This is a genomic window from Martinezella lusitana, assembly GCF_900094565.1.
Classification (GTDB): Bacteria; Pseudomonadota; Alphaproteobacteria; order Rhizobiales; family Rhizobiaceae; genus Rhizobium; species Rhizobium lusitanum.
Genome location: NZ_FMAF01000002.1, coordinates 240,308 through 257,372, shown reverse-complemented (window position 1 = coordinate 257,372; position 17,065 = coordinate 240,308). Strand labels below are relative to the sequence as shown.

The window sequence follows — 17,065 nt, the reverse complement described above, 5'->3', positions numbered from 1 at the left end:
ATCAGCCCCACAGCGTCTTGCGCACGCTCTCGGGCCATTCCTTGACGTCGAGACCGTGGTGGTGGAAGAGCGCCAGCGCAATGCGCTCGAGGCCGAAGCCGACGCAGGCGGTATGCGCAACGCTACCGTCAGCGAAGTTCAAACCCCATTTCGTCCCAAAGGCGTCCTGGTGATAGTTGAAGCTCATGCAGGCCGTCGGGTTGGCTGTCGAGGTGATCGGGATCAACAGTTCGAACTTCAGGTTCTGGTCGCGCTGGTTGTTGGCGAGCATCTTGCCGGCGCGGCCGAAGAAGGGATCGTTGGCAACGTCGATGGTCACGTCGAGGCCGACGGCCTTCATCATCTCGATGCCGCGATCCATCCAGCTTTGGCGGAAATCCGTCACATGCTTGTCGGTGCCCATGCAGACATATTCGCGCATGCGGAAGAGCTGCTGGCGGGCCGGATCCTTGGATGGCTCGTGACGGAAGCAGTAGGACTGCAGATCGAAGAGCGCGCCGCTTTCCGACAGAGCGCCGCGCTTGGCAACGGTCGGATAAAGCGGATAGCAGGCCGCCGGCGTCAGCACGATATCGGTCGCCTGCTGGTCTTTCGTCCAGTCGTCCCCGACTTCCATGCACTTCAAGAGGCTCATATGGTCGAGCTCGCTGCCGCAGAAGCTGTGCACCGTGCCGGCGAGCTGCGGGAAGCTCTTCATGTAGCCGCTCTTTTCGAAAAAGGCGCGGTTCATGCCCGGCGGAAAGCGGATGGCCTCGGCGCCATCGGCGCCGCCGAATTTGTCGATCAGCCGCTCGAAGGCGGCAATGACGTCTTCGAACTGACCGCTGCGCCCGTAGAGACCGTCAACGCCGGTGTCGATCAGAAGACCAGAATCAAAAAGACGATCGAGAAACGAGGATTTCATATCCATTACGATTACCCCAACAGGCTTGTATCTTGTTTGTGGACGAGCAGCATGGTCGACGTGTTGCCGAGAATGCGATCATTCGAGATCATCAATTGAGCGGAGTGCGCATCGCGCAGATGGCGGCCGAGGCTGTAGGGCGTGCCATTCTTGTAGCCCATGATGCCGCAGATCAGCATGGCGTGGTTGATGATCGGCAGGATCATCTCCGACGACGCGATCTTGACGTTGTTCATCGCCACGGCAAAGGCCATCGAAGACAGCCGATCGGCATCGACCTTGGCCTCTTCATAAACCTTAAGACCGGCAACGACATTCGACTTCACCATCTGCAGCAGACTGGAGACTTCCGCCAGCCGCAATGCACCCGGCGGCTGCGTGCCCGGCGATTTGCGGGCCGCTGCGCGCACGAAAGCCTGAGCACGGGCAACTGCATCGGCCGCAATGCCGTACCAGACGCCGCTCCAGAGCAGATGCGAGCTCGCCAGCATCGATTGCGCGGCGATCTCGGCAAACGGCTTCGGCAGGATCTGCACGGCCGGCGCCTCGCCCTTGAACAGGAAGCCGTCGGAGCAGGTGCCGCGCATGCCGAGCGTGTTCCACTCGACCGTGCGTTCAATCCTATACTGATCCCTAAGGAAAACCGTCAGCACCTGGTCGGAAGAAGCCGCCTCGGCGTGGCTGCGGGATGTGATCAGGATCGCATCGGCATGGGCGCCATAGGAAATGACGGTCGCATCCTTTTCCAGGAAGCAGGTATCGCCCTCGACCTTGATGGCGCAGATGCTGTTGCGCAGATTGCCGCCAATGCCGCCTTCAGTCGTCGCCGAGGCCAGCAACAGCTGCTCGCTCGCAATGCGGCGCATGAAATCACGGTGCCAATTGCTGTCGGCGCCATGCTCGACCAGGCTCGAAAGCTTGATCTGATGCATGGCGAAAACCATGGCGCTGGCCGCGCAGGCCTGGCCGAGGATCGAGCAAAGCTCGGCGATTTCAGTGATCGATGCGCCCTCGCCGCCGAGAGCGGCCGGGATCTGGATGGATAGCAATCTCTCAGCGCGCATCGCGTCGACGGCTTCGCGCGGGAACCGGCCCTCGGCATCGACGGCATCGGCGTGTTGGCTGGCGATCGCGGCGACGCGCGCGGCACGTACCGCCGGTCCGTCTCCCGTCCCAACCTCAAGCAAAGCGACCGCCACGCTCATCATGCAACCTTCCGGCTGTCCAGGATCATACCGACAGTCTTTTCGATGGCGGCAATGCTGGCGAAGGACTTGCGGTTCAGCAGATTGTCGGGAAACTCAACGTCAAAAGCCTCTTCGATGCCGAGCATCAGCTGTACGGAAGCAAATGAGGACAATCCCGTGACATAGAGATCGGCATCATCGGCAATCCCATCGACAGCAACGGGAAGCGCACCGAATTTGGTCAGCAAATCGCGAATCGTCTTATTCATAATCTTGTCCCTTCTGGCAATGGCAAGCATAACTGCAGTTACGCAGTCTTATCGTCAGCCAAGAAGTAACGGGCAAAATAGAACATTCCGCTAATCGACGTGGTAAATACAATTGGGATATACTTCTAGAAAATTCGCATATTCAACATTTTTCTAAATGAAGTTTACCATCTGTAAGCCATGCAAGGCAGCGTTTACAGGCAAATATTAAGATGCTCTAATATTTTCGCGTATTCGATTTGTGAATAGGCGCCACCGGCAATAAGGTTAATGTGCCAACTTCGCCAATACGTTTTATTCAAAAAATCTCATAACAAGCATAGCGGCAGAGTAAAACGGCAGCCCCGGATCTATGGATCGGGCGGGTAGACGTGCTCGCCTCCGCGATAATCCGAAATCGAGTAGCAACCCTCGCTGACCTCGCGAACCGAACTCTTGCCGATATCCGCCTTGCCGTGGCCGCCGGGAATATCGAGAATGTAGGTGGGCTGGCAGAGGCCGGAAATGCGGCCGCGCAGAGCCGAAACGATCGCCTGGCCTTCGGCGATCGTCAGGCGAAAATGGCTGGTGCCGGGCGCCAGATCGGGATGGTGCAGGTAATAGGGCTTCACCCGCGTTTCGACGAAAGCCTTCATCAGGGTTGCCAGCACATCCGGATCGTCGTTGACGCCCTTCAGGAGCACCGATTGGCTGATCAGCACGATCCCCGCATCGACCAACCGGGCGCAGGCAGCGCGCGCCTCACTCGTCAGTTCCCGCGGATGATTGGCATGCAGCGCCACATAGATGGTCTTGCCGCTCGCCTTCAGTGCCGCGATCAATGCCGCATCGATCCGCAAGGGATCGACAACGGGAACGCGCGTGTGGAAGCGGACGATCTTCACATGATCGATATCGGCCAACTGCCGCAAGATCTCTTCGAGCCGGCGCGGCGAAAGAACCAGCGGGTCGCCGCCGGTGAGAATGACCTCCCAGATCTCGCTGTGACCGCGGATATAGGCAAAGGCGGCATCGAGCGCCTCGCCGTCGAGCGTCCCGAGACCTTGTGGCCCGACCATCTCGCGGCGAAAGCAGAAGCGGCAATAGACCGGGCAGACATGCACGGCCTTCAGCAGCACGCGATCCGGATAGCGATGGACGATGCCTTCGACGGGGCTATGGGCATGATCGCCGATCGGATCGGCGCGCTCTTCCGGCGTTACGGCAAGTTCAGCCATGTCGGGCAGGAATTGCCGGGCAATGGGATCGGCTGGATCGGTGCGGTCGATCAGCCGCGCAACGGTCGGTGTCAGCGCCACCGCATATCGCTCCGTCACCGCCTCCAGCGAAATTGCCTGATCGGCATCGATCAATCCGGCACGCTCGAGTTCGCTGATATTCCTGATCGGACGCATCGAATTCATACGCCGAACTCCGCGACCGGCGCCCAGAGCACCTGCTCGATCCGCGAGGCCCCGGTTGCCAGCATGACGAGCCGATCGAAGCCGAGCGCGATGCCGCTTGCGTCAGGCATGACGGCAAGCGCCTCCAGAAAATCCTCGTCGAGCGGATAGGTTTCGCCATAGACGCGCTGCTTTTCCGCCATCTCGATTTCGAACCGCCGCCGCTGCTCGTCGGCATTGGTCAGTTCACCGAACGCATTGGCAAGCTCGACTCCACAGGCATAGAGCTCGAAACGTTCGGCGACACGGTGGTCTCCAGCGGAGGGCCGGGCAAGCGCGGCCTCGGAGACGGGATATTCATCGAGGATCGTCGCACGGCCGAAGCCGAGATTGGGTTCAACCTTCTCGACCAGCACCCGGCTGAAGAGATCGGGCCACACGTCATCTTTGGCGACCCGTATGCCGACCCGCCGCATGTCCGCCGCCAGGCGCTCCGGGTCCGTGGATCCGTCCATGCCGATGGAGGCAAAAAGATCGATGCCGGCGTAACGTTCGAAAGCCGCTGCGACGCTGATACGCTCCGGCGTGAGGAAAGGATCGGTCTCGGCGCCGCGATAGGTCAGCTTTTTTGCCCCGACCGTCTCGGCTGCCAGCGCCAGCAGCACAGAACAGTCGGCCATCAGGGCCTCGTAGCTTTCCCCAGCCCGATACCATTCCAGCATGGTGAATTCCGGATGGTGCAGCGGGCCCCGCTCACGATTGCGATAGACATGGGCAAAACAGGCGATGCGCTCCTCACCGGCCGCGAGCAGCTTCTTGCAGGCAAACTCCGGCGACGTATGAAGATAGAGAGGTGATGCCTTGCCGTCCGTCGTCAGCGCCTCGGTCTCGAAGGCATGGAGATGCGCCTCGTTGCCGGGCGACACCTGCAGCGTCGCCGTATCGACCTCGATGAAGTCGTTGCGCGCGAAGAAACCCCGCAGAGCCGCCTGGATGGCGTTACGGCCAATGAGAAACGGCCGCCGGTCCGCATGGACATTGCGGGTCCACCAAGGAGACGCCTTGCTCGTTGTTGGCTTCATTCCTAGCTTTCTTCAGGGCGCAGGCCGCGTTGGGGGTGGCAATTTCCATTGATTTAGGGTAGTTGCGCCCCCAAGCAAACAATTGCTGCGTCTCGGAGAGCATTTAGACAGTCCCTCTACGACGCAAAACACAGCGTTACAAGGAAGTCTTATGGTCAAGGTCATCGCCTCTTCGGTCCGCAAGGGCAACGTTCTCGACGTCGACGGCAAGCTCTACGTCGTTCTCACCGCCGCGAACTTTCATCCGGGCAAGGGTACGCCGGTTACCCAGGTCGATATGCGCCGCATCGTTGACGGCGTTAAGGTGTCCGAACGCTGGCGCACCACCGAGCAGGTCGAGCGCGCCTTCGTCGAAGACGTGAACTTCCAGTACCTCTATGAAGACGGCGAAGGCTTCCACTTCATGAACCCGGCCAACTACGATCAGGTGGTCGTCGATGTCGAGACCATGGGCGACCAGAAAGCGTATCTGCAGGAAGGCATGACCTGCGTCCTGTCGATCCACGAAGGCATTCCGCTCGCGCTCCAGCTGCCGCGCCATGTCACGCTTGAGATCACCGAGACCGAACCGGTCGTCAAGGGCCAGACGGCATCCTCGTCCTACAAGCCCGCCATCCTGTCGAACGGCGTGCGTACCATGGTGCCGCCGCACATCAACGCCGGCACCCGCGTCGTCATCGCCACGGAAGACAATTCCTACGTCGAGCGCGCCAAGGACTGAGCCTCGGCCGCTTGCTTGCATGAGAAACGCCTCGTCGCCAAGACGGGGCGTTTTAGTTTCAGCGGCTGGCGTCGCCATGGCCGGACATGCACGTCTCCGAAGCAAAGTTACGGCGCGTTGGCCTTCTTCGTATCCCTGACCGTTGCCTCTGCGGGTACGGCCGCCGGTGGCGTGGCTGCGGCCACATCATCCTCGTCGCGCGATACCAGTGCCTGCAGATGCAGGACGCGAGGGGACATGGCATGAAGATAGGCTTCGTTGCGGCCGATATAGATCACGGTCACGTCGGTCAATTCCGCCAGCAGCGCTGAAAACTGCGCCTGAATTTCCGCCTCCAGCCCTTCCATGGCGTCGTCGAGGACTACCCATTTCGGCTTCGCCAACAGCAGATGCGCAAAGCCGACGGCCTTCTGCTCCTCGATATCAAGCAGCCGGTCCCAGCGGGCTTGCGTGTCGAGACGGCTCTTGAGGCGACCAAGGCTCACCTTGTCCATCGCGGCCTCGACCGCGGCCTCGTCGTAGACATCCCGATCCTCAGGGAAACAGATCGCCTCCCTGAGCGTGCCGCTCGGCACATAGGGTGTGTGCGGCATGAACAGAACGTCTTCCATCGGCGGCAGGCTGACGGTGCCGGAGCCGCTATACCATTGATGCGCCAGCACCTCGAACAACAGCCGGCGGTTCACGCCGTGATCGCCGTTGACCATGATGTGTTCGCCGGCATTGATCGTGACCGTCCCCTCGGCGATCCGGAAGCCGTTCTCGGTCGCCTCGTCGCTGGTCCTGGTGGAGATCTCCATGTCGGTCCATACCATCGTGCCGGGCGCGGCCTTCTCGAAGACGAGGGTGTGCGGCATCGGCGTCTTGTCGTCCATCTCCGTCAGTGCCTTGCGGAAATCGGTGACGCGCATCAGCGTGGCGCGCCATTCGGCGATCGGTCCGAAATTGGCAACATACCAGCGCAGGGCCGAATTGACCTGATTGAAGGCGCCGACCGCCACCATGAGCTGGCCGAAGGTCAGCCCGCCGGAGAAATAGGCGGGCGCAGCCACGAGGATGGGGATGATCAGCACCAGCCAGCCATAGCCGGCGGAAACCCAGGTGAGATTGGTATTGGCGATCGCAAGCTGGCGGATGACGGCGAGCACGGCGGAAATATCGACATTGATCCGCCGGCGTTCATTCTCTTCGCCGCCGGCAATGGTGATCGCCGGCATATGTTCGTTGGCATGCATGAGCGCGAAGCGCAGCTCGGCTTCCTTCGAATAGCGATCGGCATTCAGCCGCACCAGCCGGCGGCCGACGAACTGGCTGAGGAACGATGCCGAACCGGCATAGAGGATCGCCGCCCAGACCATATAGCCTGGGACGGAGAAGCTTGCGCCCCTGAAATGGAAGACCATGCCGCTCGACAGTTCCCAAAGCACGCCGATGAAGCTCAGCAGCAGGATCGTCGCCTGCACCAGGCCGATCGCCAGACCCGTCGTGCTTTCGGCGAGATTGCGGGCATCCTCATGGAGCCGCTGGTCTGGATTGACGCCGATCAGGCCGGAGGAGGCAAGGCGAAGCGCACGCTTAGCCTGCAGCCATTGGTTCACCAGATCCCTTGCCAGGCCCTCGCGCATATAGAGCGCGGTCATCTGGTTCAGCCATGCCTGGATGACGTTGAGGACCAGAAGCGAGCCGGCAATGATGCCGAAGACGCCAAGCTGGTGGAAGAAGGCGGAGGTATCGCGCCTTGCCAGCGAATCGTAAAAAGGAGCGTTCCAGCTGTTGAGCAGCACCTGGACATAGGCGGTGACCAGGATAATCAGGAAGAGCGCTACGGTCAGCGAAATGATCTTGATGCGTACCGGCGAATTCCAGAAAGCCGAGAACATCATCCTCAGCCGAAAGAAAAGACTCAAATCGTAACCGACCTGCTCGTTTCCCTGGATATTCGGCTTGGCTTGCGCTTCAACTGCCATCAGCACTTCCCTGCGACGCACGTCCCGTCAGTTAATCAAGACCCGCCCTCATGTCCACCCTTGCAACAGATTGGTGCGATCACGTTCCTATATACACGGTTTCACGCCTTGAACCGAATAAGGTCAGCAACTAGCTTGCACTGGAAAGATTGAGAAAGCCTTCCGATGCAATTTCAAGGAACTGCCGACTATATCGCCGACAAGGATCTGATGGTCGCCGTCAATGCAGCCATCCGGCTGGAGCGTCCGCTTCTCGTAAAGGGTGAACCGGGCACGGGCAAGACGGAACTGGCGCGACAGGTGGCCGCTGCTCTCGGCCTGGACCTCATCGAGTGGAACGTAAAATCGACCACCAGGGCGCAGCAGGGCCTTTACGAATACGATGCCGTCTCGCGCCTGCGCGACAGCCAGCTCGGCGACGCACGCGTTCATGATATCAGCAACTATATCAGACAGGGAAAGCTCTGGCAGGCCTTCACCTCGCCGCGGAAATGCGTGTTGCTGATCGACGAGATCGACAAGGCCGATATCGAATTTCCGAACGACCTCTTGCAGGAACTCGACCGCATGGAATTCCATGTCTACGAGACCGACGAAACGATCCGGGCCGCCATCCGGCCGATCGTTATCATCACATCAAACAATGAAAAGGAGCTGCCGGACGCCTTCCTGCGCCGCTGCTTCTTCCACTATATCCGCTTCCCCGACATGGAAACACTGGAGCGCATCGTCGAGGTACACTATCCCGGCATCAAGCAGACGCTTCTGCATGCGGCGCTGACGCAATTCTTCGAGATCCGAGACGTGGCGGCCCTGAAGAAGAAGCCCTCGACATCCGAAGCGCTCGATTGGATCCGTCTGCTCGTCGCCGACGATGTCGATCCGGCCACGCTGCGCGGCGATGCGAAAAACGCCCTGCCGAAGCTCCACGGTGCTTTGCTGAAGAACGAGCAGGACGTGCACCTCTTCGAGCGGCTGGCCTTCATGGCGCGTGGGCAGGGAAAATAATGCAGCCGGATGCTGTTAAGGTCCTGATCTACGCCGTTCGGGAGCGCCACCTGCTTGTTTTCGACGAGCCGGATTTTCCGGCGGTCGAACTGCAGGTCCCCGGCGGTACCGTCGAGGCCGGCGAAGACATAGCGGCAGCGGCAGCACGAGAGTTCGAAGAAGAAACCGGGCTCACAGCAAACGCGCTGCATCCGCTCGGCATCGACGATTACCGGTTCGAGAAGAGCGGTCGCACCTGTCACCATCAGCGGCATTTTTTCCGCTGCATCCTCCCGGAGACGACACCGGCCACCTGGCGCCACTTCGAGATGACGCCGTTCGATGGCAGCGCACCCATCTGCTTCCGCTTTTTCTGGATATCGCTCGCCAAGGCGCGGAAGCGTCTCGGCTATGGTATGGCGGCGCTTCTTGAACATTTGTAAGTGAGAACCGACATCAGAGCGCGGCCGTCAGCCGCCGCAAAGCTTGCCCATTGACCAGCAGGAACAGCAGGTTTATGAAATTCCTTCTGTGGTGATTTGGCCGGCCGGCTTGCAGCCACGTTAAATAAGTCGCTAAAGGGCCGCGTGCGGACCGGTAGCGATTCATGATCGCGGCCGGTTTTTTTGTATTTGGTCGAGTGAAAACAATGCCCATCAAGATTCCCGATACGCTGCCCGCATTTGAGACCCTCCGGAACGAGGGCGTGCGGGTGATGACCGAAACGGTGGCGATCCGTCAGGATATCCGCCCCCTTCAGATCGGGCTTCTCAACCTCATGCCGAACAAGATCAAGACCGAGATACAGATGGCGCGCCTCATCGGCGCATCGCCGCTGCAGACGGAGTTCTCGCTGGTGCGCGTCGGCGGCCACAAGGCCAAGAACACCTCCGAGGAACACCTGTTTTCCTTCTACCAGACCTGGGAAGAGGTCAAGGATCACAAATTCGACGGTTTCATCATCACCGGCGCGCCGATCGAGCTGCTGGAGTATGAAGAGGTCACCTACTGGGACGAGATGCGGCAGATCTTCGACTGGACGGCGACCAATGTCCATTCAACGATGAATGTCTGCTGGGGGGCGATGGCCGCCGCCTATCATTTCCATGGCGTGCCGAAGCATACGCTGAAGGAGAAGGCCTTCGGCGTCTATCGCCACCAGAACCTTGCACCGTCATCTGTCTACCTGAACGGCTTCTCCGACGATTTCGCCATTCCGGTCTCGCGCTGGACGGAAGTGCGCCGCGCCGACATCGAAAAGGTGCCTGGCCTGCAGATCCTGATGGATTCAAGCGAAATGGGCGTCTGTCTCGTGCACGAACAGGCCTGCAACCGGCTCTACATGTTCAATCATGTGGAGTATGATTCCACCTCGCTGGCGGACGAATATTTCCGGGATGTGAATGCGGGCGTGCCGATCAAGATGCCGCATAACTACTTCCCCCATAACGACCCGGAGATTCCGCCACAGAACCGGTGGCGCAGCCATGCACATCTGTTCTTCGGCAACTGGATCAACGAAATCTACCAGACCACGCCTTATGATCTGGAGGAGATCGGCCAAGAAAGGGCTTGAGCCTTGTTCATTCCCTTCTTCCTGAAGCTGAAGGAAGCGAAGGTGCCGGTCACGCTCCGGGAATTCCTGTCGCTGCTCGAAGGGATGGAAGAAGGGATAGCCGATTACGATATCGAGGCCTTCTACTATCTGGCCCGTACGACGCTGATCAAGGACGAGCGCTTCATCGACCGCTTCGACCAGGTTTTCGCCGATTATTTCCGTGGCGTGGAGGCGATCGGGGCCAATGCTGACGCGGTGGAGGCAACGGCCATCCCCGACGAATGGCTGCGCAAGCTGGCGGAAAAGCATCTCACCGAAGAAGAACGGAAGCAGATCGAGGCGCTCGGCGGGTTCGACAGACTGATGGAGACACTGCGCCAGCGCTTGGCCGAACAGCAGGGCCGGCATCAGGGCGGATCGAAATGGATCGGCACGGCAGGCACATCGCCCTTCGGCGCCTATGGCTATAACCCTGAAGGCGTGCGCATCGGCCAAGAGACGTCGCGCAATCGCCGGGCGGTGAAGGTCTGGGATCGCCGTGACTTCCAGAATCTCGACGACGGCGTCGAGCTCGGCACCCGCAACATCAAGGTGGCGCTGAAGCGCCTGCGCCGCTGGGTGCGCGAGGGGGCGGCCGACGAGCTGGATCTCTCCGGCACCATCCGCTCCACCGCCGAACACGGCTATCTCGACGTCCAGACCCGGCCGGAACGGCGCAACGCCGTCAAGCTCTTGATGTTCTTCGATGTCGGCGGCTCGATGGACGATCACATTCGTGGGGTGGAAGAGCTGTTTTCCGCCGCCCGCTCCGAGTTTCGGCACATGGAGTATTTCTACTTTCACAACTGCCTCTATGAGGGCGTGTGGAAGGACAATCGTCGCCGGCGTGTCGATGTGACAGCGACAACGGATCTGATCCGCACCTTCGGTCCCGACTACCGTGTCGTCTTCGTCGGCGACGCCGCGATGAGCCCTTACGAGATCACGCAGCCGGGCGGCTCGGTCGAGCATTGGAACAAGGAGGCCGGCGAGGCCTGGCTCGCCCGAATGACCGGCCATTTCCGGAAATGCATCTGGATCAACCCTGTTCGGGAAGACTCCTGGAGCTATACGACCTCGATCTCTCTCATCCGCCGCATCATGGCTGACCGCATGTATCCGCTGACGCTCGGCGGGTTGGAGAAGGCGACGCGGGAGCTGTCGCGTTGAATGGTATCAGCGCGACAAATTGATGCCCACGGCAAGAGAATTGACCAAGTCGCTAAAGCTGCTGCGAAGAACGGGTGCTGCCCGCCCTTTCGGCGGCAAAAAATGGATTTTCACCTTGCCGCCGCCAGATCGGGCAACCTCTACGCTTCGGCGTTGCGATAAGCCGTGACGACAAGCCAGATTGCCGAAAGCAGGAAGTAGAACGCGCCAAACCCGACATAGGGGGCGATATCCAGAATCGTCGGCGCCACGGTGCCGAGAGATCGGCTGATCATGAAGGCACCGGCGAGGGCCGATTGCGCACCACTCAGGATCATCACCCATTGTGCGCCATAGTGACGCCAGCGCCTTACCGCCGTGTAGAGTTGCAGCAGACCCGAGAGGATTGCCCAAACCCCAAATACGGCCAGAACGGCATAAGTGCTGTCGCTGATTGCGACGATCACGGCGAGCGCGGTTATCGTGCTCACCACGACATTCAATGCTTGGGACGAGTTAGCTCTCAGGCCGCCATTGACCCGTGCATCAACGAGATTGGCAAGGGCATCCCATGCTGGGTAGATCACAAGCAGAAGCGCGATCGGGTTGGATTGCCCGCCGAAGAGAATGGCAGCGGCAATCCAGGCGATGGAGAATATGGCACGTGCGAAATAATAGGATCGCAGCCAGCTGGACTGGCGAGAGGATTGGTTTTGCATTGGAAGGCTCCGGGTTGAAATCTACCAACTAGTAGGAAGACAAAACTTTTCTGTCAACTCGTCACCCGAACACCTCTTTGTGAGAAGCGGAAGCATCGAAGCAATCTTGACAAACGACCTACCAGAAGGTAGGCAGCAGCATGAAATCGATAGCTTCGACTTCCGGAAAAATCCTCGACACTGCGCAGTCTCTCATCGTCGCGGGAGGCTACAACGGCTTCAGCTATGCCGACATCTCGGCTGCGATCGGCATAAGGAAGGCGAGTATCCACCATCACTTTCCGACAAAGGCCGAGCTGGTCGCGGTGTTGGTCGATCGCTACAGGCAGCAAGTGGAAGTAGGTTTGAATTCCCTTCGTGAGCAGTTCCCAAGCCCTGCCGAACAACTGCAGGCTTATCTGAATTTCTGGCAAACATGCATTCGCGATGCCTCGCTGCCCTTCTGCGTCTGCGCAATGCTCGCTGGCGAGATGCAGATGCTGCCGGAAGAGGTCGCATCACGCGTCCGTGCCCATTTCCATAGTCTCGCCGGGTGGCTTACGTCGGTGCTGGAGACTGGAGCACAGCAAGGCCTGTTCCGGCTTCACAAACAACCGGGAGAGGAAGCCCAAATGCTGATGGCATCGGTTCATGGGGCAATGCTCTCCGTGCGAGCTTTCAGCGATCCGGGACTGTTCAGCACAATCGTCAGCCCGCAGATCACCAGGCTGATGGCACCGCCTCACTAACAAACCGCCGGGCCAAAGCAGGAAGATCGCGCTGGCGGCGCTCGTTACGAAGTACCGAAGCAAAATGCACACACCTGTCGTGCGTACTGCACATTTGCAGCGCAGTTTAACGTTCCGAAGCCGATGAGAGAAAGCCCGGTCGAGCCTTGATCCCCCTCCGCCCGCCTCTAAATTTCACAATCGAACCGGTTGCGGAACGGCCCGAATGGGGGCAGGGTCTGGCCTCGCATTTTAGATAGGTATGGATGAGCTGATATGATGGAAAATACTTTGCAACGGGAAGTTTTCGGAACGACGCCGAGCGGCGAAACGGTCTATCGCGTCAAGATCGTTGGCGGCGGCCTGACGGCGCATATCATGTCCTGGGGCGCGGTCATCCAGGATCTCCGGCTTGATGGCCATGAGCCGGCCTTGCTGCTCGGCTTCGACAATTTCCCTGACTATCCGGCCCACTCCTCCTATTTCGGCGCCACGCCCGGCCGCTGCGCCAACCGCATCGGCGGTGGCCGCTTCACGCTGGATGGCAAGCAATACCAGCTCGAGCTCAACGAAAAGGGCGTCACGCACCTGCACGGCGGCAAGGACAATATCGCCAAGCGCAACTGGACGATCGTTGAGCACGACACCGACCGCGTAGTCCTCAAGATCGTCGATCCCGACGGGCGCGCCGGCTATCCCGGCAACTGCACGATACAGGCGACCTATCGAGTGCATGGCAACGGCGAACTGTCGGTCACCTACGAATCGACCACCGACCAGCCGACGCTCGCCAATGTCTGCCAGCACGCCTATTTCAACCTCGACGGCCGCGACGATGCCCTCGGCCACGACATCATGATCGCCGCCGATCACTACACGCCGACGGACGACAAGCAGGTGCCGACGGGCGAGGTGCGCACCGTCGAAGGCACTGTGTTCGATTTCCGCGAGATGGCGCCGATGAAGCGCTTCGACGGAACGGAGCAGGCGCTGTACGACCATAACTTCTGCCTCTCGACCGAGCGCACTGCCAAGCGTTCCGTTGTGCTGGCCCGCAGCGTCAATTCCGGCGTGTCGCTGGAGGTGCGCACCACCGAACCCGGCGTGCAGTTCTATACCGGCTTCAAGCTCGACGTTCCGGTTCCCGGCCATGATGGCCGCAAGATCGGACCGTTCGCCGGCTTCTGCCTGGAAACGCAGGTTTGGCCCGACGCGATCAATCACGAAGGCTTCCCCAATGCCGTGCTCCGCCCGGGCGAGGTATTGCGGCAGGAAACGGATTACATCTTCACCAAGAACTGATCGGGGCATGCCCCGCTCTCTTGAAATTCGGCCGGGCGTCCAAAGCGCCCGGCCGATTCTTTTTAGGCCCGCAGGCAGATTCGCCTTGTGAATTGGTTCTAAATAGGTTCTATATGCACATCATGGATAGAACCAGTTTGATCGCAGAATTGAACAGCCGCGGCCTCAGCGAGGGGACCGGGAGTGGGCCGCTCTATAAGCGCCTGGCGCAGGCGCTGACGGGCCTTATTCAGGAGGGACTGCTGAAATCGGGCACCGCGCTGCCCGGCGAACGCGATCTTGCCGGCGCCCTGCAGATCGGCCGTGTCACGGTGCGAACGGCCTATCGCGACCTGCTCGCTTCGGGCGTCATCGAATCCCGCCACGGCAGCGGCACCTTCGTCTCGCAGCATGTCGAGCGCATCGAGCAGCCGCTCTGGCGCCTCTCCTCCTTCTCCGCCGACATGCGCTCACGCGGCCGCGAGCCGGCAGCCCGCATCCTGTCGCGCACCATCAGCGCGCCGGCGCCGGAGGAATCCTTCCTGCTCGGCCTCGGCCTTGACGAACCTGTGCTGCGGCTTGACCGCCTGCGCCTGGCCGACGGCCAGCCGCTCGCCATCGAACGCGCCGTCGTCCCCATCAAATTCCTCGGCGAGGACGCGGTATCCGAGGGTTCGCTCTATGATGCGCTCGCTGCCAAGGGCTTCAAGCCCGTGCGTGCCCAGCAAAGGCTGACGGCCGTGACGCTGGACCCCACATCCGCATCGATCCTGACCGTCAAGGCCGGAGCGCCGGCGCTTTTGATCGAACGGGTGTCACGCCTCGCGGACCAGCGCGTCGTCGAATACACCCGCTCGCATTATCGCGGCGATGCCTATGATTTTGTAGCCGAATTGAGAATTGGAGATGACCTATGAGCGAGACCCAATCCCTGATGCTGACGGAAGCCGGCCAGTCGCCGGACGTGGTTGCAACGCTGCTTGACAAGGAAAAGCCCGCCTTTGCCGAAATCGCGAAGCTCTTCTCCTCCACGCGCCCATCGCTGGTCACGACAGCCGCGCGCGGCTCTTCCGACCATGCCGCGACCTTCTTCAAATATCTCTTGGAAATATCCTGCGGCATCCCGGTCGCCTCGGTCGGCCCGTCGATCGCCTCCGTCTATGGCGTTCCGCTCCACCTGAAGGGCGGCATCCACTTCACCGTGTCGCAATCCGGCGGCAGTCCCGATATCATCGCCATGCAGGCCGCCGCCAAGAAGGGCGGCGCTACCACGATCGCCGTCGTCAACGTCACCGACAGCCCGCTTGCCAACGAGGCCGACATCGTGCTCGGCCTCAATGCCGGCAAGGAACAGAGCGTCGCCGCCACGAAATCCTTCATCGCCTCCGTTGCCGCCCTTGCCGGCGTCACCGCAACGATCTCGCAGGACCAAGCCCTCTTCGCCGGCCTAGCCAGGCTGCCGGAAGCACTGAGGGCCACCTCGGGCATCGACGGCAAGGCTGCCGAAGACGTGCTCTTCAACGCCTCCTCGCTCTATACCGGCGGACGCGGCCCCGCCTTCGCCATCGCACTTGAAGCCGCGCTGAAGGCCAAGGAAACCGCCGGCCTGCACGCCGAAGCCTTTTCGCTGGCCGAACTGATGCATGGCCCGATGCGGCTGGTGCAGCCAGGCTTCCCCATCGTCGCCTTCTCGCCCGATGACGCGGCCTTCGCCAACAATGCCCGGGCGCTGGAGCGACTGCAGAAGCTCGGCGCAACCGCCGTCTCCTTCTCGACCGCTCCGCTTGCCGGGATCAACCTGCGCATGCCGACCACCGGGAACGGCCTGCTTGATCCGCTGGTATCGCTGCTTTGCTACTACCGCCTCATCGAGTCCGTGACGCGCCGCAAGGGCTTCGATCCTGACAAGCCGGCTAACCTTCTCAAGATCACGGAGACCATGTGATGGACTACAAGGTCTTTACCGGCGCCCGAATTTTCGACGGCGACCGCTTTCACGACGACAGTGCACTGGTGATCGGCAACGGCCGCATACACGCGATCACCAGTGCCAACGACGTGCCCGACAACGCCGAAACGGTCCAGCTGAACGGCGGCGTCCTGTCGCCGGGCTTCATCGACGCTCAGGTGAACGGCGGTGGCGGCCGCATGCTGAATGACGAGCCCTCGGCCGAATCCATGTATATGATCGCCGAGGGACATCGGCCCTACGGCACCACCTCGTTGCTGCCGACGCTGATCACCGATGTCGCGGCCGCGACGACGGCTGCAATCGAAGCGGCAGTCGAGGCCGTGAAGGCCAATCGCGGCGTCGCCGGCCTGCATCTCGAGGGCCCGCATCTGGCGCCGGCCCGCAAGGGTGCGCATCTGGCCGAGCTGATGCGTCCGGTCGAGGACAGCGATGTCAGAACCTTCATCCGCGCCCGTGAGGCGATCGGCACGCTGCTGGTCACCATGGCGGCCGAACAGGTGACGGAGCGGCAGGTGCAGGCGCTTGCCGAAGGCGGCGTCATCGTCAGCATCGGCCATAGCGACTGCACGGCAGAAGCGGCAAATGCGCGTTTCGATGCCGGCGCCCGCGGCGTCACCCATCTTTTCAACGCCATGAGCCAGATGGGCCATCGCGCGCCGGGTCTGGTCGGCGCGGCGATCGACCATCCTGCCCCGTGGTGCGGTATCATCGCCGATGGCCACCATGTCGATCCGATCGCGCTGCGCGTCGGGCTGCGCGCCAAGCGCGGCGAGGGCCGGCTTTTCTTCGTCACGGATGCAATGTCGCTCGTCGGCACCGATCTTCCGAGCTTCACGCTGAACGGCCGCACGGTCTATCGCACCAAGGGCGGCTATTGCTCGAAGCTGACGCTGGACGACGGCACGCTCGCCGGCTCCGATGTCGATATGGCTTCCACCATCCGCTATGGCGTCAATGTCCTTGAATTGCCGCTGGCCGAAGCGTTGCGTATGGCGACCTCCTATCCCGCCCGCTTCCTGCGCCTCGGCGATCGCGGACACCTGACGCCTGGAACTCGCGCCGATCTCGTCCATATCGATGACGACATCGAAGTCACTCAAACATGGATTTCGGGCCAGCCTTCGGCTTGAAACAATCGAGA

The 17,065-nt window shown here is 60.7% G+C and carries 17 protein-coding genes and 1 riboswitch; of the genes, 10 read left to right on the top strand and 7 right to left on the bottom strand.

The genetic code is table 11. The annotated features are described in order from the left end of the window. Position 1: 1 nt before the first annotated feature. From GA0061101_RS04470 to epmA, 5 genes are all read right to left on the bottom strand, one after another. A complete protein-coding gene (locus tag GA0061101_RS04470; protein ID WP_047637699.1) occupies positions 2-910 on the bottom strand; it encodes an amino acid--[acyl-carrier-protein] ligase in 909 nt (302 codons plus the stop codon). A gap of 5 nt (positions 911-915) precedes the next feature. After that, the gene (locus GA0061101_RS04465; RefSeq protein ID WP_092573250.1) at positions 916-2,109 is read right to left on the bottom strand and encodes an acyl-CoA dehydrogenase family protein; all 1,194 of its coding nucleotides are present in this window, start codon (positions 2,107-2,109) and stop codon (positions 916-918) included. After that, complete coding sequence (locus GA0061101_RS04460) at positions 2,109-2,360, bottom strand: acyl carrier protein (RefSeq protein WP_037196168.1); 252 nt, start codon at positions 2,358-2,360, stop codon at positions 2,109-2,111. The genes GA0061101_RS04465 and GA0061101_RS04460 overlap by 1 nt, the downstream gene beginning before the upstream one ends. Positions 2,361-2,710: 350 nt before the next feature. Further along, a complete protein-coding gene (locus GA0061101_RS04455; protein ID WP_092573123.1) occupies positions 2,711-3,763 on the bottom strand; it encodes a lysine-2,3-aminomutase-like protein in 1,053 nt (350 codons plus the stop codon). Further along, positions 3,760-4,824 carry an EF-P lysine aminoacylase EpmA gene (gene epmA / locus GA0061101_RS04450; RefSeq protein ID WP_047553932.1) on the bottom strand — a complete coding sequence of 355 codons (1,065 nt, stop codon included), beginning with the start codon at positions 4,822-4,824 and terminating at the stop codon, positions 3,760-3,762. The genes GA0061101_RS04455 and epmA overlap by 4 nt, the downstream gene beginning before the upstream one ends. A 151-nt stretch (positions 4,825-4,975) precedes the next feature. Here epmA and efp point away from each other — a divergent pair, with 151 nt between their 5' ends. Beyond that, complete coding sequence (gene efp / locus GA0061101_RS04445) at positions 4,976-5,545, top strand: elongation factor P (RefSeq protein ID WP_037195905.1); 570 nt, start codon at positions 4,976-4,978, stop codon at positions 5,543-5,545. A 107-nt stretch (positions 5,546-5,652) separates the two neighbouring features. On the opposite strand, the gene GA0061101_RS04440 is transcribed toward efp, so the two are convergent. Continuing rightward, positions 5,653-7,512 carry an ABC transporter ATP-binding protein/permease gene (locus GA0061101_RS04440; protein WP_037195903.1) on the bottom strand — a complete coding sequence of 620 codons (1,860 nt, stop codon included), beginning with the start codon at positions 7,510-7,512 and terminating at the stop codon, positions 5,653-5,655. Positions 7,513-7,677: 165 nt separating this feature from the next. On the opposite strand from GA0061101_RS04440, the gene GA0061101_RS04435 reads away from it, so the two are divergent. The 4 genes from GA0061101_RS04435 (at position 7,678) to GA0061101_RS04420 (ending at position 11,266) form a co-directional block, all read left to right on the top strand. Then, complete coding sequence (locus GA0061101_RS04435; protein WP_092573122.1) at positions 7,678-8,520, top strand: AAA family ATPase; 843 nt, start codon at positions 7,678-7,680, stop codon at positions 8,518-8,520. Beyond that, the gene (locus GA0061101_RS04430) at positions 8,520-8,942 is read left to right on the top strand and encodes an NUDIX hydrolase (protein ID WP_092573121.1); all 423 of its coding nucleotides are present in this window, start codon (positions 8,520-8,522) and stop codon (positions 8,940-8,942) included. Before GA0061101_RS04435 ends, GA0061101_RS04430 begins: the two co-directional genes overlap by 1 nt. 78 nt (positions 8,943-9,020) lie before the next feature. Further along, positions 9,021-9,098: riboswitch (SAM riboswitch) on the top strand. A gap of 50 nt (positions 9,099-9,148) precedes the next feature. After that, a complete protein-coding gene (gene metA / locus GA0061101_RS04425) occupies positions 9,149-10,075 on the top strand; it encodes a homoserine O-acetyltransferase MetA (protein ID WP_037195896.1) in 927 nt (308 codons plus the stop codon). A 3-nt stretch (positions 10,076-10,078) separates the two neighbouring features. After that, complete coding sequence (locus tag GA0061101_RS04420) at positions 10,079-11,266, top strand: vWA domain-containing protein (protein WP_092573120.1); 1,188 nt, start codon at positions 10,079-10,081, stop codon at positions 11,264-11,266. A gap of 140 nt (positions 11,267-11,406) precedes the next feature. Here the strand turns inward: GA0061101_RS04420 and GA0061101_RS04415 are convergent, their stop codons facing one another. Beyond that, a complete protein-coding gene (locus GA0061101_RS04415) occupies positions 11,407-11,964 on the bottom strand; it encodes a DUF308 domain-containing protein (protein WP_092573119.1) in 558 nt (185 codons plus the stop codon). 140 nt (positions 11,965-12,104) lie between these two features. Here GA0061101_RS04415 and GA0061101_RS04410 point away from each other — a divergent pair, with 140 nt between their 5' ends. The 5 genes from GA0061101_RS04410 to nagA all read left to right on the top strand — a co-directional run bounded on the left by GA0061101_RS04410 (position 12,105) and on the right by nagA (position 17,054). Further along, positions 12,105-12,692, top strand: a complete 588-nt coding sequence (locus tag GA0061101_RS04410; RefSeq protein ID WP_092573118.1) for a TetR/AcrR family transcriptional regulator — start codon at positions 12,105-12,107, stop codon at positions 12,690-12,692. Positions 12,693-12,950: 258 nt separating this feature from the next. Further along, positions 12,951-13,973: an aldose epimerase family protein gene (locus GA0061101_RS04405; RefSeq protein WP_167669528.1), complete on the top strand. Its 1,023-nt coding sequence runs from the start codon at positions 12,951-12,953 to the stop codon at positions 13,971-13,973. Positions 13,974-14,095: 122 nt separating this feature from the next. Continuing rightward, on the top strand, positions 14,096-14,869 hold the full coding sequence (locus tag GA0061101_RS04400) for a GntR family transcriptional regulator (RefSeq protein WP_047554403.1): 774 nt from the start codon (positions 14,096-14,098) through the stop codon (positions 14,867-14,869). Beyond that, positions 14,866-15,897, top strand: coding sequence for an SIS domain-containing protein (locus GA0061101_RS04395; protein WP_037195888.1), 1,032 nt, complete (start codon positions 14,866-14,868; stop codon positions 15,895-15,897). Before GA0061101_RS04400 ends, GA0061101_RS04395 begins: the two co-directional genes overlap by 4 nt. Then, entirely contained in the window at positions 15,897-17,054 is a 1,158-nt protein-coding gene (nagA, locus tag GA0061101_RS04390) for an N-acetylglucosamine-6-phosphate deacetylase (RefSeq protein ID WP_092573116.1), read from the top strand. The genes GA0061101_RS04395 and nagA overlap by 1 nt, the downstream gene beginning before the upstream one ends. Positions 17,055-17,065: the final 11 nt, after the last annotated feature.

Bases quoted from the DNA above. Each gene is read 5' to 3' on its own strand.
- GA0061101_RS04430 (WP_092573121.1), top strand. From the start codon at position 8,520: ATGCAGCCGGATGCTGTTAAGGTCCTGATCTACGCCGTTCGGGAGCGC.
- GA0061101_RS04460 (WP_037196168.1), bottom strand. From the start codon at position 2,360: ATGAATAAGACGATTCGCGATTTGCTGACCAAATTCGGTGCGCTTCCC.
- GA0061101_RS04395 (WP_037195888.1), top strand. From the start codon at position 14,866: ATGAGCGAGACCCAATCCCTGATGCTGACGGAAGCCGGCCAGTCGCCG.
- GA0061101_RS04400 (WP_047554403.1), top strand. From the start codon at position 14,096: ATGGATAGAACCAGTTTGATCGCAGAATTGAACAGCCGCGGCCTCAGC.
- efp (WP_037195905.1), top strand. From the start codon at position 4,976: ATGGTCAAGGTCATCGCCTCTTCGGTCCGCAAGGGCAACGTTCTCGAC.
- GA0061101_RS04440 (WP_037195903.1), bottom strand. From the start codon at position 7,512: ATGGCAGTTGAAGCGCAAGCCAAGCCGAATATCCAGGGAAACGAGCAG.
- GA0061101_RS04410 (WP_092573118.1), top strand. From the start codon at position 12,105: ATGAAATCGATAGCTTCGACTTCCGGAAAAATCCTCGACACTGCGCAG.
- GA0061101_RS04465 (WP_092573250.1), bottom strand. From the start codon at position 2,109: ATGAGCGTGGCGGTCGCTTTGCTTGAGGTTGGGACGGGAGACGGACCG.
- GA0061101_RS04435 (WP_092573122.1), top strand. From the start codon at position 7,678: ATGCAATTTCAAGGAACTGCCGACTATATCGCCGACAAGGATCTGATG.
- GA0061101_RS04470 (WP_047637699.1), bottom strand. From the start codon at position 910: ATGGATATGAAATCCTCGTTTCTCGATCGTCTTTTTGATTCTGGTCTT.
- GA0061101_RS04405 (WP_167669528.1), top strand. From the start codon at position 12,951: ATGGAAAATACTTTGCAACGGGAAGTTTTCGGAACGACGCCGAGCGGC.
- nagA (WP_092573116.1), top strand. From the start codon at position 15,897: ATGGACTACAAGGTCTTTACCGGCGCCCGAATTTTCGACGGCGACCGC.
- GA0061101_RS04455 (WP_092573123.1), bottom strand. From the start codon at position 3,763: ATGAATTCGATGCGTCCGATCAGGAATATCAGCGAACTCGAGCGTGCC.
- epmA (WP_047553932.1), bottom strand. From the start codon at position 4,824: ATGAAGCCAACAACGAGCAAGGCGTCTCCTTGGTGGACCCGCAATGTC.
- GA0061101_RS04415 (WP_092573119.1), bottom strand. From the start codon at position 11,964: ATGCAAAACCAATCCTCTCGCCAGTCCAGCTGGCTGCGATCCTATTAT.
- metA (WP_037195896.1), top strand. From the start codon at position 9,149: ATGCCCATCAAGATTCCCGATACGCTGCCCGCATTTGAGACCCTCCGG.